The organism is Sphingopyxis sp. Soil_C_28 (assembly GCF_057657055.1).
This window is the reverse complement of sequence record NZ_JBDGJE010000003.1, coordinates 173,494-190,097: the sequence shown is the minus strand read 5'-3', so window position 1 is coordinate 190,097 and position 16,604 is coordinate 173,494. Positions and strand designations below refer to the sequence as shown.

General features: G+C 64.9%; 13 protein-coding genes. 3 read left to right on the top strand and 10 right to left on the bottom strand.

Translation table 11 applies throughout. The features are described from left to right. Nucleotide 1: 1 nt before the first annotated feature. Complete coding sequence (locus AC3A43_RS14350) at nucleotides 2-898, top strand: NAD-dependent epimerase/dehydratase family protein (RefSeq protein WP_487793235.1); 897 nt, start codon at nucleotides 2-4, stop codon at nucleotides 896-898. Nucleotides 899-976: 78 nt separating this feature from the next. Further along, complete coding sequence (gene sppA, locus AC3A43_RS14345) at nucleotides 977-2,959, top strand: signal peptide peptidase SppA (protein ID WP_487793234.1); 1,983 nt, start codon at nucleotides 977-979, stop codon at nucleotides 2,957-2,959. A 30-nt stretch (nucleotides 2,960-2,989) separates the two neighbouring features. On the opposite strand, the gene AC3A43_RS14340 is transcribed toward sppA, so the two are convergent. From AC3A43_RS14340 to mdh, 10 genes are all read right to left on the bottom strand, one after another. Further along, nucleotides 2,990-3,892 carry an alpha/beta fold hydrolase gene (locus AC3A43_RS14340; RefSeq protein WP_487793233.1) on the bottom strand — a complete coding sequence of 301 codons (903 nt, stop codon included), beginning with the start codon at nucleotides 3,890-3,892 and terminating at the stop codon, nucleotides 2,990-2,992. 25 nt (nucleotides 3,893-3,917) lie between these two features. Then, nucleotides 3,918-5,246, bottom strand: a complete 1,329-nt coding sequence (locus AC3A43_RS14335) for an oxygenase MpaB family protein (RefSeq protein ID WP_487793232.1) — start codon at nucleotides 5,244-5,246, stop codon at nucleotides 3,918-3,920. Between the two features lie 53 nt (nucleotides 5,247-5,299). Continuing rightward, nucleotides 5,300-5,929 carry a trimeric intracellular cation channel family protein gene (locus AC3A43_RS14330; RefSeq protein WP_487793231.1) on the bottom strand — a complete coding sequence of 210 codons (630 nt, stop codon included), beginning with the start codon at nucleotides 5,927-5,929 and terminating at the stop codon, nucleotides 5,300-5,302. Between the two features lie 6 nt (nucleotides 5,930-5,935). Continuing rightward, nucleotides 5,936-7,273, bottom strand: a complete 1,338-nt coding sequence (locus AC3A43_RS14325) for an amidohydrolase (protein WP_487793230.1) — start codon at nucleotides 7,271-7,273, stop codon at nucleotides 5,936-5,938. Between the two features lie 24 nt (nucleotides 7,274-7,297). Next, a complete protein-coding gene (lpdA, locus tag AC3A43_RS14320; protein WP_487793229.1) occupies nucleotides 7,298-8,695 on the bottom strand; it encodes a dihydrolipoyl dehydrogenase in 1,398 nt (465 codons plus the stop codon). A 49-nt stretch (nucleotides 8,696-8,744) separates the two neighbouring features. After that, entirely contained in the window at nucleotides 8,745-9,062 is a 318-nt protein-coding gene (locus AC3A43_RS14315; protein ID WP_487793228.1) for a hypothetical protein, read from the bottom strand. A gap of 4 nt (nucleotides 9,063-9,066) precedes the next feature. Next, complete coding sequence (odhB, locus tag AC3A43_RS14310) at nucleotides 9,067-10,305, bottom strand: 2-oxoglutarate dehydrogenase complex dihydrolipoyllysine-residue succinyltransferase (protein WP_487793227.1); 1,239 nt, start codon at nucleotides 10,303-10,305, stop codon at nucleotides 9,067-9,069. A gap of 33 nt (nucleotides 10,306-10,338) precedes the next feature. Beyond that, nucleotides 10,339-13,161, bottom strand: a complete 2,823-nt coding sequence (locus tag AC3A43_RS14305; protein WP_487793226.1) for a 2-oxoglutarate dehydrogenase E1 component — start codon at nucleotides 13,159-13,161, stop codon at nucleotides 10,339-10,341. Nucleotides 13,162-13,243: 82 nt separating this feature from the next. Next, entirely contained in the window at nucleotides 13,244-14,134 is an 891-nt protein-coding gene (gene sucD / locus AC3A43_RS14300) for a succinate--CoA ligase subunit alpha (RefSeq protein WP_487793225.1), read from the bottom strand. A 64-nt stretch (nucleotides 14,135-14,198) separates the two neighbouring features. After that, entirely contained in the window at nucleotides 14,199-15,161 is a 963-nt protein-coding gene (gene mdh, locus AC3A43_RS14295) for a malate dehydrogenase (RefSeq protein WP_487793224.1), read from the bottom strand. 378 nt (nucleotides 15,162-15,539) lie between these two features. Between mdh and AC3A43_RS14290 the strand changes: the two genes are divergently transcribed. Next, nucleotides 15,540-16,583 carry a polysaccharide deacetylase family protein gene (locus AC3A43_RS14290; RefSeq protein ID WP_487793223.1) on the top strand — a complete coding sequence of 348 codons (1,044 nt, stop codon included), beginning with the start codon at nucleotides 15,540-15,542 and terminating at the stop codon, nucleotides 16,581-16,583. Nucleotides 16,584-16,604 lie beyond the last annotated feature (21 nt).

The following is a 16,604-nucleotide window of genomic DNA, read 5'->3' as shown; positions in this document are numbered from 1 at the left end:
GATGACGGGCGCAACCGGATTCGTGGGCGGCGCGACGATGCGCGATGCGGTCGCAGCCGGCTGGCACGTCCGCGCCCTCACCCGCCGACCGCAGCCTGAACGCGATGGCGTGACTTGGATCATGGGCGCGCTCGACCAGCCCGACAGCCTCGCCGAAATGGCGGCGGGCGCCGATGTCGTCATGCACATCGCCGGGGTGGTCAACGTACCCACCCGCGCCGCGTTCGAGACAGGCAATGCAACAGCGACCGGCAACGTGGTCCAAGCCGCGCGCAAGGGGGGCGTGACACGGCTCGTCCATGTCTCTTCGCTGGCGGCGCGCGAACCGGGCCTGTCCAACTATGGCTGGTCGAAGGAGCACGCCGAAACCCTTGTACGGGACAGCGGTCTTGACTGGACGATCGTCCGCCCGCCCGCGGTGTTCGGCCCCGGCGACACCGAAATGCTCGACCTGTTCCGCATGGCGCGGCGCGGGATTGCGCTGGTGCCCAGCGGGCGCATGTCGGCGATCTATGTCGATGAACTCGCGCGGCTTCTCGTCGCGCTGGCCGGTGATCGCGGCGCAAGCATCGGTCAGGTTTATGAACCCGACGATGGCAAGCCGACCGGTTGGTCGCATCGCGGTTTTGCCCGCGCGGTCGGACGCGCCGTCGGACGGCAGAGCCTGTCGACGGTCGCGACCCCCGCCTTGCTGCTCAAGGCGGGCGGGCGGCTCGACCGGCTCGTCCGCCGCAGCCGCGCCAAGCTGACACCCGACCGTGCTCGCTATATCGCCCATCCCGATTGGGTCGCAACCGACGGCGCCCGCCCCCCCGCGGACCTGTGGCGCGCCGAGCGCGACACCGACGACGCGCTGGCCGAGACGGTGCGCTGGTATCGCCGCGAAGGCTGGCTCTGACGCCGCCGATGCGATGGCATGGCCCGCCCGTCGAAGCGTGCATTGCCAAGGGCGAGGCGCATCCCTAGGTTCGCGGGCATGACCGATACCACCGCGAACACGCCCAATGATCCCGCCGGCCCCTGGGCCATTCCCGTGCGCCGGCCGCTGCCGGGTGAGGACAAGCCCAGGTCGGCCACAAGCTTTCCGCGCAAGGTCTGGAACCTGCTCGTCGGGATCAAGGATGCGCTCGCGCTGATCTTCCTGCTGCTCTTCTTTGTCGCCTTGTTCGGCCTGCTGGCGGGACGCCCCAACGCCGGCCTGCCGGTTAGTCAGGGCGCACTGCTGGTCGAACTCGACGGCATCGTTAGCGAGCAGCCGTCGGAAGTCGACCCGCTCGCCGCACTGTCGGGCGGGGCACAGATCAAGGAAATTCGCGTCCGCGACGTTGTCCATGCCCTCGAAACTGCGGCGGTCGACAAGCGCGTGACCTCGGTCGTTCTCGACCTCGACCGCTTTCTCGGCGGCGGACAGGTCTCGCTCGCCGAAATCGGCGCGGCGGTCGACAAGGTGCGCGCGAAAAAGAAGCCCGTGCTCGCCTTTGCCACCGCCTACACCACCGACAGCTATCAGGTCGCCGCGCACGCCAGCGAAGTCTGGGCCGACAATATCGGCGGTGTTGCGATCGCGGGACCCGGCGGATCGCGCCTTTACTACAAGGGGCTGATGGACCGGCTTGGCATCACCGCGCATATCTACCGCGTCGGCACCTTCAAAAGCGCGGTCGAACCTTTCCTGCGCACCGACCAGTCGCCCGAAGCGAAGGAAGCCGATCTCGCCTATGCCAGCGTCCTGTGGGAAAACTGGCTGACCGACGTGAAGAAGGCGCGGCCCGCGGCCAAGGTCGATACCTATATCGCCGACACCGCCGGCGCCGTGCGCGCCGCGGGCAACGACCTGTCGAAAGCGTCGCTCGACGCGGGTCTGATCGACAAGCTCGGCAGCCGCATGGCGTTCAACAGCCGCGTTGCCGACATCAGCGGCGCGGCCGACGACAGCAAGCCGTGGGAATATAACGCGATCCCGCTCGAAAACTGGGTCGCCGCCAACCCGCCCGAGCAAAAGGGCCTCGCCATCGCGGTCGTTCCGATCGTCGGCGAAATCGTCGACGGCGAAGCCCCGACCGGCGTCGCGGGCGGCGAAACCATCGCCCAGCATATCCTCGACGCAGCGGCCGACAGCAGCATCAAGGCGATCGTGCTCCGCGTCGATTCGCCCGGCGGCTCGGTGCTCGCGTCCGAAGAAATCCGCCAGGCGCTGCTCGCCGCCAAGGCAAAGAAGCTGCCAATCGTCGTGTCGATGGCAAATGTCGCGGCATCGGGCGGCTATTGGGTCGCGACCCCCGCTGACCGCATCTTTGCCGAGCCCGAGACGATTACCGGATCGATCGGCGTGTTCGGCATCCTGCCCAGCTTCGATCAGGCAGTCGCCAAGATCGGCGTCAACGCCGACGGCATCGCCACGACCCCGCTGTCGGGGCAGCCCGACGTGTTCGGCGGCGTCAACGACGAGTTCAACGCGCTGGCGCAGGCCAGCGTTGAGGACATTTATGGCCGCTTCACCGGCCTCGTCGCAAAAAGCCGCAAGCAGCCGATCGAGAAAATCCGCACGATAGCCGAAGGGCGCGTATGGGCGGGCGGCACCGCACGGCAGATCGGGCTGATCGACCAGTTCGGCGGCCTCCCCGACGCGCTGGCGGCAGCGGCCAAGCTCGCCAAGGTCGACGGCGATTTCCACGCCAGATATTTCGAGGACGAGCCGAGCGAATTTTCGAAGATGCTCGCAAGCTGGTCGGGCGCCGAGAAAGAAACCGCAGCATTGCCGCGCGGCTGGTTCGGCATCGCCGCAATGAACCGCCAGCTGACCGAACGGCGCCTGTTGCAGGATATGACAATGCTGACGCAGGCGGGGTCGGTGCAGGCATCGTGCCTCGACTGCCGCGCCTACCTCCCCGCCATCCCGCGTTCTGGCAAGGCCGAGGCGACGGGGTTCTTCGCGACGATGGCATTGCTGTTGAAATGATGTCCCCCTCCCGCTTGCGGGAGGGGAGGATTACGCCGCGACGGCAACCTGTTTCGCGTGCACCGCAATCGCATCGGCCATCGTGTCGACGAGCGCGAGCGGCAGATCATGCCCCATGCCGGGGATCGTCAACAGCCGCGCGCCTGCGATATTCTCCGCCGTGTCGCGCCCACCCGGAAGCGGCACCAGCGGGTCGTCCTCGCCATGGATGACGAGCGTCGGCGCCTTGATGTCCCTGAGCAAAACACGCCGGTCGCCATCGGCAACGATTGCAGCCATCTGACGCGCCACGCCCTGCGGATACCAGCCGCGCTCGAAGTCGGCGCGGACGCGGCGCTGCAGCCGGTCTTCGGCAGACGGATAGCCCGGGCTGCCGATCACCCGCGCGGCGCCCACCGAATAAGCGATCAGCGCTTCCTTGTCGCCATTCATCGGTCGGTTGGCGAGCACCTGCATCGCCTCCTTCTTGGCGCGTGGCAGGCGGCGGTTCCCCGTGGTCGACATCACCGAGGTCAACGACAGCACATGCTGTGGATAGCGCGCGGCGATATGCTGCGAGATCATCCCACCCATCGACACGCCGACGATATGCGCGCGGTCGATGCCCAGATGGTCGAGCAAGCCGATGCCGTCCGCCGCCATGTCGGCAAGGGTGTAAGCGGGCCGGATCGGCAGCCCGATCACCGATTTGACGATCATCCATTTAACGTTCGGTACGCCCGCGGAATCGAACCGCGTCGAGAGGCCGACGTCGCGATTGTCGTAGCGGATGGTGCGAAAGCCGCGTTCGTTCAGCGCGTCGACGAACTCGTCGGGCCACAAGGTGAGCTGGCCGCCCAGCCCCATCACCAACAGAATGACCGGGGCGTCCTTCGCTCCCTTGTCTTCATAAGTGATGCTGATGCCATTAACGGTCGCCTGTTCGGTCTGCATGGAAATCCCTTGGATCGAGGTTGGATCAACCCGCGGTGGCGGGTTTGTAATTTGCGGCGTTCGAAGTGAATTCCGCGCGGCCATACCCATCGAGCTGGCGCTCGATCCGGCGCACGAGACGGCGGTCGGCAAGGTGGCGCACGATGGGCAGCCGCGAGGCGACGCGATAGGCGGCCATGCGCCCTGCGATCCCGAGCATCGTCGCGCCATAAATCAGATGGTCGCGCCGCCGCACCGGCACGCCGACAGTCGCTGCGCGTTCCTCGTCGCCGGCGAGGAAGGCCTTCACGAAGAATACGCGGCTGACCGAATGCTCGAGCCGGCGCTTCACCTGTCCCTTCGGCGACATGTCCTTCGACAGTTCGGCGTCCATCGTGGCGCGCAGCAGCCCGCCGCAGACCTGGTCGTCATATTCATAACGCAGCGTCGCGCTGCGCGTGCGCCAGATGCGAACGATCTCCTGCGGCGTGTCTGCCAGCAGATCCTCGGGCAGCCCGAGCAGGTAGCAGCGATAGCGCGCCAGCTCGACACGCGCACGCTCGAGCCGGGTGAAGTTGCTGCGGCCCTTCGCCAGCACTTCCTGCGACAGGAAATAGACGGGGATCAGCCCGGCCGGCATCTGGTCGAGCTGCGGGATCGGCATGCCATAGGTTTCGACATCCCACATGCCGGGGCGCGACAGCACATTGACTCGCACCATCGAATGCATCAGCCGCACCATCGCCGCGGCCTTGAACCCCGGTCCAAAGCGGTCGAGCGCACCGGGAAGCGCGGTCGTGGCGAAGAAGGTCGCGGTTTCCTTGACCCGCCGCGCTGCGGTCGCCTGACCGAGCGTCCCCGTCAGCGCCATGGGTAGCGCCGAATATTTGTTAAGGAAGGTCGCGATAAACGCGCCGCGGATCAGGAAGGGCGACAGGTTCGCGGTGGCATTGCGTTCATACGCCGCGCCCTCCTCGACCAGCTCCATGTCAAGCCACTCGGGCTTCTGCTCCATCTCGCGGATCAGCGCCGCGAGTTCGGGCGGCGCATCGTCGACGGCCTCGATGCCCTTGTCGCACGCCTCGACCAGCATCGCGACCGTCTGCTGGAAACCAAGCCGCGGCATCAGCGCAGCATAGGCATCGCCCGTCACGTCGCCGAGCATCGTATATTCGCGGATGCGCGCGAGCAGATCGGGGTCATCAAGATAGGCCGCGCGGTCGATGCTGCGGACGCGGCTGAGTTCGCTCACCGCGTCGGCCTCGGGCGCCCAGCGCTCGGGCGCCTTGTCGAAATCGAAGCGGCCGAACAGGTCGGGCAAGGCGCGCGCCTGATCGCGCACCCGCTGGGCGATGGTGCTGACATCACTGTTCATAAGGCGAAACTGACAGAGTTTCGCAATTTGGCAAGCCTGTCCGCTTTTTGGGCCTATCCGCTTTTGGGGTCGCGGTAGGCGGGAAGCGCAAGCGACCAGCGGATTGCGGCGCCGCGCAGGATGAACCCCGCGACCGCGCCCGTCACCGCCGCAATCGGCGTCCCGACGCCGAGCCAGAGCAGGAGAACAAACAACCCCGACGCGAGCGCGGCCGCGGTAACATAGATTTCGGGCCGCACGATGATCGACGGCACCCCGGCGAGGATGTCGCGGATCGTGCCGCCGACGCAGCCGGTGATCACGCCCATCAGCATCGCCGGCACGGGCGGCACGCCCCACGCCATCGCTTTCGCCGTGCCGAACACGGCATAGGCGGCAAGGCCCAAGGCATCGGCCCATTCGAGCAATTGCCCCTGCCACCAGCGTTCGGGGGTCATCCAGACGATCAGCGCGATTGCGATGCACACCGCAGCAATCGCGCCGTCCTGCACCCAAAAGACGGGCGCACCGATCAGAAGGTCGCGAACGCTGCCGCCGCCAACGCCGGTCACCAATGCAAAGAAGCACGCGGTGACCAGCGTCTGACGCAGCCGTACCGCCATCAACGCGCCCGACAAGGCGAAGACGCCGATCCCGACAAGGTCGAGCAGCCGGACGATCAGCGCATTGTCGATATCGAACATCGGGCTTTACCGGTTGCCCGGCCGCACACCGCCGATGACCGACAGGACGATTGCCGACACGGCATTGCGGATTGTGGGTTCGGCGGTCGGAGCGAAGAAGGGCGAATGATTCGTGGGCACCGGCTGGCCCTTCGCCTTCAGGTCGGCGAGGACCGCGGGGTCATAGCCGCCGATCGCGAAATAGAGCGACGGGATGCCCGCGTCGACGAATTCCGAATAATCCTCGCTCGCGGGCACCGGCGCCCCGCTGGCCGGCGCGAAGAGCAGGCGTTCGCCGAATACCGGCTTCAAGATGGCGAAACCATTCGCCGCCATCGACTCGTTGTTCACGAGGCTCGCGGTGCCGGTCAGATAGGTGATCGTCGGTTCGGGCGCGTTGCCCATCATCGCAGCCGCCTTCGCCGACCGCTCGGCGCCCGAGCGCAGCAGCTGGCGCACCTCGGGAGTCAGCGAGCGGATGTTGACCTTCACCTCGGCGCTGTCGGGGATGATATTGGGCGCGCTGCCCGCATTGATCGCGCCGATCGTCAACACGCCGAAGGCATAGGGATCCTTTTCGCGGCTGATCACCGTCTGCACATCAGTCACAAAGCGCGCCGCGATCGGAATCGGGTCGAGCGCCGCCGACGGCATCGAACCATGTCCGCCGCGGCCGTGGAAGGTGATCGAATAGCTGTCGGACGCAGAGAAGGCGGTGCCAGCCTTGATCCCGATCGTCCCGGCGGGCCCGTTCAACACATGCGCCGCAAAACCGTAATCGGGTTTCGGAAAGCGCGTTAGCAGCCCGTCATCGAGCATGGCTTTCGCGCCCTTCAATATCTCCTCGGCGGGCTGGCCGATCAGCACGACGGTGCCCGACCAGCTGTCGCGCATCGCGCTCAAAGCCTGCGCGACGCCGACGAGATACGCGACATGCGTATCGTGACCGCACGCGTGCATGACCGGCACATCCTTGCCCTCATAGGTCGCGCGCGCCTTGCTCGACCACGCAAGCCCGGTCTTTTCCTCCATCGGCAGCGCGTCCATGTCGGCGCGGATCAGGATCGTCGGCCCCTCGCCATTCTTGAGCACGCCGACGACGCCGGTGCCGCCGACCTTTTCGGTCACGGTGAAACCCGCCTTGCGCAGGTGTTGCGCCAGAATGCCTGCGGTGCGGACCTCCTGCATCCCCAGTTCGGGATGCAGGTGCAGATCCTTGTAGAGCGCGTCGAGCGCCGGGTAGTTCTTGTCGAGCAACGCGGCCAGTCGCGCGTTCGCTGCCGACAGATCAGGGGCCGCCTGCGCCCCCGGCGCTATAAGGGAGAGGGTCAGCGAAGCCGCTGCTCCCAGCCAATGCTTCGCCATAACTCTCTCCCCTATTTTGTTTCGTCAGATGTGGATCGGCTTGCCCGTCACCGCCATCGCCGCTTCCTTGATCGCCTCGCTATGCGTCGGATGCGCATGGCAGGTATAGGCGATGTCTTCGGATGTTGCGCCAAATTCCATCGCAATCGCGGCTTCGGCGATCATCGTGCCCGCAACGCTCGCGATGCACCATACGCCAAGAACGCGGTCGCTTTTGGCGTCGGAGATGATCTTCACGAAACCGTCGGGCTCGTGGTTGGTCTTGGCGCGGCTGTTGCCCGCCATCGGGAATTTGCCGACCTTCACCTCGCCCTTTTCCTTGGCCTGCTCTTCGGTCAGGCCGACACCGGCGATTTCGGGCATCGTGTAGACGACGCTGGGAATGACATCATGATTCACGATGCCGGTCAGCCCCGCGATATTCTCGGCGCAGGCGATGCCTTCATCCTCGGCCTTGTGCGCAAGCATCGGGCCGGGGATAACGTCGCCGATTGCCCATATGCCGGGGACCTGCGTGCTGAAATCATGATCGGTTTCGATCTGGCCGCGCTGGTTGACCGCGATCCCCGCCTTGTCGAGACCCAGCCCGTCGGTGTTCGGACGGCGCCCGATCGACACGAGCACGACATCGGCTTCGAGCGTTTCGGCATCGCCGCCAGCGGCGGGTTCGAGCGTCAGCACCGCCTTTTTGCCCTTGACGTCGGCCTTGGTGACCTTGGTCTTCAGCTTGAATTCGATGCCCTGCTTCTTGAAGATACGGTTTGCATCCTTGCGGACGTCGGCGTCCATGCCCGGCAGGATCTGGTCGAGGAACTCGACGCAGGTGACCTTCGCGCCAAGGCGGCGCCACACGCTGCCGAGTTCGAGCCCGATGACGCCGCCGCCGATGACGACCATATGCTCCGGCACCTTGGCAAGCTCCAGCGCGCCGGTCGAATCGACGATGATCTGCTTGTCGTTATCGACCGCGACGCCGGGCAGCGGGGTGACCGACGAGCCCGTCGCGATGATGATATTCTTGGCACGATAGGCCTTGCCCGCGACCTCGACGGTGTCGGCCGACGTGAAATTAGCATAGCCCTTCAGCCAGTCGACCTTGTTCTTCTTGAACAGGAATTCGATGCCGCCGGTCAGGCCCTTCACCGCGTCGATGCGCTGGCCGTGCATCGCCGGCAGGTTCAGCTTGGGGGTCACGTCGATCCCCATCTTCGCCATCGAACCATTCGCGGCGGCGTCATAATATTCCGACGCGTGGAGCATCGCCTTCGAAGGGATGCAGCCGACGTTGAGGCAGGTGCCGCCCAGCGTCTCGCGCCCTTCGGCGCACGCGGTCTTCAGGCCCAGCTGCGCCGCACGGATCGCCGCGACATAACCGCCGGGGCCCGAACCGATGACAAGGACGTCGTAGTCGTAATCAGCCATGTTCAATCTACCTCAATTTTCTGCCTGGCACCCGGACGAGCGAATCCGCTCAAATGGGTAGCCCGGATTTCGCGGCGCATGCTTTCATAACCGGCGCCGCCGTTTCGGGCGACAGACCGATCAGTTCCGATGCGCTATATTTCTTGATCAATTCGTCGGCCGTACATTTGCACACCTTGGCAGCCACGTCTGCGGTCGCCCCGCTACCTTCGGCCGCCGTGCGGCACGATTCGCCGAAGCTCTCAACGAAGCTGGTCTTGAGCCCATCCTCGAAGCCCTTTTGCATGCGGCTTTCGCCCTCGCTGCAGCCCGCGAGCGCGGCGATTGCAACGAAGGCCAGAATCGGACGGGCAGACAGAGAGATCATCCGATCAAAGATCGATCAGCAGGCGCGTCGGATCCTCGATCGCTTCCTTGACCGTCTTGAGGAAGGTCACCGCTTCGCGGCCGTCGATCAGGCGATGGTCATAGCTCATCGCCAGATACATCATCGGACGGATCACGATCTCGCCGTTCCGGACGACGGGGCGATCCTCGATGCGGTGGAGGCCGAGCACCGCCGACTGCGGCGGATTGATGATCGGGGTCGACATCAGGCCGCCGAACACGCCGCCGTTCGAGATGGTGAAGGTGCCGCCGGTCATGTCGTCGATCGTCAGCGTGCCGTCCTTGGCGCGCTTGCCAAGATCAGCGATCGCCTTTTCGATGTCGGCGAACGACAGGCTGTCGGCGTTGCGCACGACGGGAACAACAAGGCCGTTCGGCGCGCTGACCGCGACCGAGACATCCAGATAGTCGTGATAGACGATCTCGTCGCCGTCGATCCGCGCGTTGACCGCCGGGATGTCATGCGCAGCAAGCGCGACCGCCTTGGTGAAGAAGCTCATGAAGCCCAGACGGACACCATGCTTCTTCTCGAAGCTTTCGCGATATTTGTCGCGCGTCGCCATCACCGCCGACATGTCGACGTCATTGAACGTCGTAAGCATCGCGGCGGTATCCTGCGCCGACTTCAGCCGCTTGGCGATCGTCTGGCGCATGCGCGTCATCTTGACGCGCTCTTCGTGGCGGCCCGGCGTGCCGCTGGCGACCGGAGCGGGTGCGGCGGCAGCGGGAGCAGCCACAACATCGGGCGCAGCGCTGGCAGCGGCGAGCACATCTTCCTTGGTCAGGCGGCCGTCCTTGCCGGTGCCCTTGATCTTGCTGGGGTCGACGCCATGCTCGAGCACGAGGCGGCGCACCGCCGGCGACAAGGTCGTGACGCCGTCACCGGCTTCCTCATTCGCGCTGGTTGCGGGCGCCGGAGCTGCCGCTTCGGCCTTCGCCGGGGCCGGTGCGCGGGCGGCAGCAGGCGCGGGAGCAGCGGCAGCGCCGCCAGCCTCGATCGTCGCGATCGCCGCGCCGACATTGACCGTGTCGCCGACCGCGGCAAGCTGCTGTCCCATCACGCCCGCGACGGGCGAAGGAACCTCAACCGCGACCTTGTCGGTTTCAAGGCTCGCGATCGGCTCGTCGAGCGCAACCGCTTCGCCGGGCTTCTTCAGCCATTCGCCGATCGTCGCTTCGGTGACGCTTTCGCCCAGCGTGGGGACTTTGACTTCGGTGCTCATAGGTGCAGTTCCTTCGGGGCTTAAGCTTTGGGCTCAGGCTTTATTCTTGGTACGGCGGATTTCGGCGCGGACCGACAGGCCGAGCGCGTCGGCGACGAGCGCCGACTGTTCGGTCTGGTGGCGGCTCATCAGGCCCGTCGCGGGCGAGGCCGCAGCGGTACGGCCCGCATAGCGCGGCCGCATGCCCTTCTTGCCGGCGTCGGTCAGCGCCTCTTCGATCAGTTCGTTGACGAAGAACCAGGCGCCATTGTTGCGCGGTTCTTCCTGCGCCCACACCACCTCTTCGAGGTTCGGCATCCGCTTCAGACGAACGCTGAGCGGTTCGCCCGGGAAGGGATAAATCTGCTCGAGGCGGACGACCGTCGTGTCGGTCAGGCCCGCGGCATCGCGCGCTTCCATCAGGTCATAGCCGACCTTGCCCGAACAGAGGACGACGCGCTTGACGTCCTTGTCGGCGGGCGGCGTGCGGTCCGACATGATGCGGCGGAAATGCGCGTCACCGATGAAGTCCGAACGCTGCGACACGGCCAGCTTGTGGCGCAGCAGCGACTTCGGGGTCATGATGATCAGCGGCTTGCGGAACGGACGCAGCATCTGGCGGCGCAGAACGTGGAAATAGTTCGACGGGGTCGAGATATTGCACACCTGGATATTGTCGCCCGCGCACAGTTGCAGGAAGCGTTCGAGACGCGCCGAGCTATGTTCAGGCCCCTGCCCTTCATAACCGTGCGGCAACAGCAGCACGAGACCGTTGGCGCGCAGCCACTTGGCCTCGCCCGATGCGATAAACTGGTCGATCATGATCTGCGCACCGTTGGCGAAATCGCCGAACTGCGCTTCCCAGAGCACGAGGCTCTTCGGATCGGCCATCGCATAGCCATATTCGAAACCGAGCACGCCATATTCGGACAGCGGGCTGTCGAGCACTTCGAACCGGCCGTGCGGCACGGTAGTCAAAGGCACATATTTGCGCTCGTCCTTCTGGTCGACCCAGACCGCGTGACGCTGGCTGAACGTGCCGCGGCCCGAATCCTGGCCCGAGAGACGCACCTGATAGCCCTCGCTGAGCAAGGTACCGAAAGCGAGGCTTTCGGCGGTCGCCCAGTCGAACACCTCGGTGTCGCTCTTGTCGGCGAACATCGCGCCGCGCGCATCGATCACGCGCCGCAGCGTCTTGTGCACGTCGAGATCGCCCGGGATCGTCGTCATCACACGACCGATCGAATCGAACAATTTGTCGCTGACGCCCGTCGAGATGTTACGGCGCGCGTTTTCCGGATCGGCGGGGGCATGCAGCCCCGACCAGCGCCCGGCGAACCAGTCGGCCTTGTTTGGCTTGTAGCTTTTCGCCGCTTCGAAATCGCCTTCGAGCCGCGCAACGAATTCGGCGCGGTGGGCATCGGCCCACGCAGCGTCGATCACCCCCTCGGCCTCGAGCTTTGCGGCGCACAACTGCGATACCGGCGGATGCTGACGGATGACCGCATACATCAACGGCTGCGTGAACGACGGCTCGTCACCTTCGTTGTGACCGAAGCGGCGATAGCACCACATGTCGATCACGACGTCCCGCTTGAACTGCTGGCGGAAATCGATCGCGAGCTTGCACGCAAAGGTCACCGCTTCGGGGTCGTCGCCGTTGACGTGCAGGATCGGCGCCATCACGCCCTTTGCCACATCCGACGGATAGGGCGACGAACGCGCATATTGCGGGCTGGTCGTAAAGCCGATCTGGTTGTTGACGATGAAGTGGATGCAACCGCCGGTATTGTAACCCCGGATGCCCGAGAAGCCGAGGCATTCCCAGACGATCCCCTGCCCCGCGAACGCCGCGTCGCCATGGATCAGAACCGGCAGCACCTGCTCATGCTTGTCGAGGTCGTCGCGCACGACCTGTTGTGCGCGCACCTTGCCCAGCACGACAGGATCGGCTGCCTCAAGGTGCGAGGGATTGGGAACCAGCGACATGTGCACCGATGCGCCGCCGAATTCGCGGTCGGTCGAGGTGCCGAGGTGATATTTGACGTCGCCCGACCCGCCGACATCGTCGGGGTTCGCCGATCCGCCTGCAAATTCGTGGAAGATCACCTTGTACGGCTTGGCGAGCACGTTCGCGAGCATGTTGAGGCGCCCGCGGTGCGCCATGCCATAGACGATTTCCTTCACGCCATACTGGCCGCCATATTTGATGATGGCTTCCATTGCAGGGATCATCGATTCGCCGCCGTCGAGCCCGAAACGCTTGGTCCCGACATATTTGCGCGCGAGGAATTTCTCCCATTCCTCGGCCTCGATCACCTTGTTCAGGATGGCGCGTTTGCCCTCGACCGAAAATTCGATGATCTTGTCGGCGCCCTCCATCCGCTCCTGAAGAAACGCACGCTCCTCGATGTCGGAGATGTGCATATATTCAAGGCCGACGTTGCCGCAATAATTGGCGCGCAAGATCGCGACGATTTCGCGAATACTCGCCTTCTCAAGCCCCAGCGCGCCGCCGATAAACACCGGCCGATCCTGGTCGGCGCCGGCAAAGCCGTGAAATTCGGGCGTCAGATCGGCAGGCAGCTCGCGCTGGCTGAGGCCGAGCGGATCGAGATTGGCCGCCAGATGACCGCGTACGCGATACGTGCGGATCAGCATCATCGCGCGGATCGAATCGTCCGCGGCGCGCTCGACTTCGGCGTTCGACAAAGGCGCGCCGGCCTTGGCAGCGGCCGCCTTCACAAGGACCTGCATCTGCTGCGGATCAAGCGCGGCAGTCAGGTCGTCGCTGTCGATCTGGGGCCAGTTCTTCGGCGCCCAGCTCGGGCCGGCCTGCGGCTCGTCGATGTCGAAGCTTTGTCGTTCGAGGTTCATCTGCTTTTCCACGGGGAGGTAGGGGTGGGATCTATATGGGGAGCGGAGGCCCGCCGGCAAAGGGTGCCGGCGGGCCGTCCGATCAGACGCGTTCCTTCAGCACTTCGGCGAGCGTGGTGCCGAGCTCCGACGGGCTCGCCGACACCGAAATGCCCGCGGCTTCCATCGCCGCAATCTTGCTTTCGGCGTCGCCCTTGCCGCCCGACACGATCGCACCGGCGTGGCCCATGCGGCGGCCCGGAGGCGCGGTGCGGCCCGCGATGAAGCCGGCCATCGGCTTTTTGCGGCCGCGCTTCGCTTCGTCGATCAGGAACTGGGCGGCCTGCTCCTCGGCGTCGCCGCCGATTTCGCCGATCATGATGATCGACTTGGTGGCTTCGTCGGCGAGGAAGAGTTCGAGCACGTCGATGAAGTTCGTGCCGTTGACGGGGTCACCGCCGATGCCGACCGCGGTGGTCTGGCCAAGGCCGACGTTCGTCGTCTGGAACACCGCTTCATAGGTCAGCGTGCCCGAACGCGACACGACGCCCACGCTGCCCTTCGAAAAGATGCTGCCGGGCATGATGCCGATCTTGCATTCGCCGGGCGTCAGCACGCCGGGGCAGTTCGGGCCGATCAGGCGCGATTTCGAACCCGACAGCGCGCGCTTCACCTTGACCATGTCGAGCACCGGGATACCTTCGGTGATGCAGACGATCAGCTCCATCTCGGCATCGATCGCCTCGAGGATCGAATCGGCGGCGAACGGCGGCGGCACATAGATGCAGCTCGCGGTCGCGCCGGTCGCGGCCTTCGCCTCTTCAACGGTGTTGAAGTTGGGCAGCCCGATATGCGTCGTGCCGCCCTTGCCCGGCGTCACGCCGCCGACCATCTTGGTGCCGTAAGCGAGCGCCTGTTCGGTGTGGAAAGTGCCGGTGGCACCAGTCATCCCTTGCGTGATGACCTTGGTATTCTTGTCGATGAGGATGGACATATTCTAATTCTCCTGGGGAGAGCCAGCCGGCCCGACGCCAAGCGCCGGGCACAGCCAAAAAGGATCAGGCGAGGCTGGGGTCCAGCGCCTTGCACGCGTCGAGCAATTCCTTGACCGCGTCGACCGAAACCTGAAGCCCGGCCTTGTCGGCATCGTCGAGCGCGATCTCGACGATCTTCTCGACGCCGCCGGCGCCGATCAGCACGGGAACGCCGACATAGAGGCCGTCGAGGCCGTACTGGCCGTCGACATAGGCGGCGCAGGGCAGGATGCGCTTCTGGTCACCCAGATAGGCTTCGGCCATCGCGATGCCCGAGGCAGCGGGAGCATAGAAGGCCGAGCCGGTGCCGAGCAGCGCGACGATTTCGCCGCCGCCGCCGCGGGTGCGCTTGACGATCGCGTCGATCTTGTCCTGGCTCGACAGGCCCATCTTGACGAGATCGGGAACGGGGATGCCATTGACGGTCGAATAGCGCGTCACAGGGACCATCGTGTCGCCATGGCCACCGAGGACGAAGGTGTTCACATCCTTGACCGACACGTCGAATTCGTCGGCGATGAAGTGGCTGAAGCGCGCCGAATCGAGTACGCCGGCCATGCCGACGACCTTGTTGTGCGGCAGGCCCGAGAACTCACGGAGAGCCCAGACCATCGCGTCGAGCGGGTTGGTGATGCAGATGACGAACGCATCGGGGGCGTTGGCCTTGATGCCTTCGCCGACGGCCTTCATGACCTTCAGGTTGATTCCGAGGAGGTCGTCGCGGCTCATGCCCGGCTTGCGGGCAACGCCGGCGGTGACGATGATGACGTCGGCGCCGGCGATATCGGCATAATCGTTCGTGCCGGTGATCTTCGCGTCAAAACCCTGAACCGGGCCAACCTGCGACAGGTCGAGCGCCTTGCCCTGCGGCACGCCTTCGACGACATCGAACAGGACGACGTCGCCGAGTTCCTTTTGCGCGGCGAGCAGCGCCAGCGTTCCGCCGATATTCCCGGCGCCGATCAATGCGATTTTCTTGCGTCCCATGGCGCGAGGCACTCCCTTCGTGGCAAGCCCGGCAATTGGTTCACAGACCGGTCGGCACACGGGCTAAATTGCCACGCCGGTCCCAAGACTGGCGCCGCCACTACGCCGATTCCCTTAAGGAAACAACCGCGAAAAGCTCGAAAATCTGCCTTTTTATGCAAATAGTTCGCAATAACAATAAGAGCAGGATATGTGGCAGGACCATCCGATGTCCGGTCGAAGCTGACTCAAGCCTGCTCCGCGCAAAAGCCCGGTCTTTGGACGGGTTGCCACATCCTTTGGGCTTAGGCGAACTTGATCAAAGCGTGGCGCACCATACGGGATATCCCACAGGCGCCGGTTAACTCTCCCTTATCGCAGCCCTGCTAAGCGCGAGGCGTGACGCGGGCAATTATCAGCTTTGACACCGAATTGTCGGCCGGCCTGTATCAGCGCGGCGCCGACGCGCGCGCCAATTTCGAAAGCTCCATTCTCGGCCGGTGCCGCGACGGCGATTTCGGCATCCATTTCCAGATGGATATGCTCGAACGTCATGGCCTGACCGGAGTGTTCTTCATCGATCCGATGCCCGCGCTCGTCTATGGCCCCGAAGTGATCGACGCGATCGTCAAACCGGTCGTTACGCGCGGGCATGAGGTGCAGGTGCATATCCACACCGAATGGCTCGCCTTTGCCCGCTTCAACCCGGTCGGACGATTGACCGGGCGCAACATCGGCGATTTTCCGCTCGCGGCGCAGAAAAAGCTGATCGCGCTCGCCCGCGATATCCTTATGGGCGCCGGCGCGCCCAAACCCACCGCCTTTCGCGCCGGCAATTTCGGCGCCAATGACAACACGCTGCGTGCGCTCGCCGCTCTGGGTTTCCGTTTCGACAGCAGCTTCAACGGCGCGTATCAAGGCCATGGTTGCGACATCTCGCTCGACGCCGGGAACCTTGGCATGCGCACGCATCACGGTGTCTGCGAGGTACCGGTCAGCGGCCTGATGGACCGCGCAAGCCGCTTTCGCCCCGCGCAACTTTGCGCCCTGTCCGAAGAAGAGATGCGCGACGCGCTCGATCATAGTGCCGCGAGCGGCGCGATCCAGTTTTCGGCGTTCAGCCACAGTTTTGAACTCTTGAGCCGCGACCGCGAAGTCGCGAACGGCCTCGCGATTTCCCGTATGGAGGCTCTGTGTCGCGCGGTCGCGGACGACGCGCGTGTAACGAGCGGCGGGTTCGCGACCCTGCCCGGACCGCCCGAGCGCCCCGCGCGGATCGGGATCGCCGCGCCGAAGCCACTGCGCACGCTGCGCCGCACGATCGAGCAGGGCTATGGCCATCTGGCGCATGAGGTGCGCTATGTGCGCGATCTGATTTCGGTGACGGTCAATTCATCGCGCTGGGGAAAGATTGCCAGCGGCGTCGTGCTCGCCATCGCCTAGACGATGGCAACACTGGCGAAA

What these genes read in the sequence shown, in the direction of transcription:
- AC3A43_RS14350 (WP_487793235.1), top strand. Translation starts at nt 2, where the DNA reads ATGACGGGCGCAACCGGATTCGTGGGCGGCGCGACGATGCGCGATGCG.
- sppA (WP_487793234.1), top strand. Translation starts at nt 977, where the DNA reads ATGACCGATACCACCGCGAACACGCCCAATGATCCCGCCGGCCCCTGG.
- AC3A43_RS14340 (WP_487793233.1), bottom strand. Translation starts at nt 3,892, where the DNA reads ATGCAGACCGAACAGGCGACCGTTAATGGCATCAGCATCACTTATGAA.
- AC3A43_RS14335 (WP_487793232.1), bottom strand. Translation starts at nt 5,246, where the DNA reads ATGAACAGTGATGTCAGCACCATCGCCCAGCGGGTGCGCGATCAGGCG.
- AC3A43_RS14330 (WP_487793231.1), bottom strand. Translation starts at nt 5,929, where the DNA reads ATGTTCGATATCGACAATGCGCTGATCGTCCGGCTGCTCGACCTTGTC.
- AC3A43_RS14325 (WP_487793230.1), bottom strand. Translation starts at nt 7,273, where the DNA reads ATGGCGAAGCATTGGCTGGGAGCAGCGGCTTCGCTGACCCTCTCCCTT.
- lpdA (WP_487793229.1), bottom strand. Translation starts at nt 8,695, where the DNA reads ATGGCTGATTACGACTACGACGTCCTTGTCATCGGTTCGGGCCCCGGC.
- AC3A43_RS14315 (WP_487793228.1), bottom strand. Translation starts at nt 9,062, where the DNA reads ATGATCTCTCTGTCTGCCCGTCCGATTCTGGCCTTCGTTGCAATCGCC.
- odhB (WP_487793227.1), bottom strand. Translation starts at nt 10,305, where the DNA reads ATGAGCACCGAAGTCAAAGTCCCCACGCTGGGCGAAAGCGTCACCGAA.
- AC3A43_RS14305 (WP_487793226.1), bottom strand. Translation starts at nt 13,161, where the DNA reads ATGAACCTCGAACGACAAAGCTTCGACATCGACGAGCCGCAGGCCGGC.
- sucD (WP_487793225.1), bottom strand. Translation starts at nt 14,134, where the DNA reads ATGTCCATCCTCATCGACAAGAATACCAAGGTCATCACGCAAGGGATG.
- mdh (WP_487793224.1), bottom strand. Translation starts at nt 15,161, where the DNA reads ATGGGACGCAAGAAAATCGCATTGATCGGCGCCGGGAATATCGGCGGA.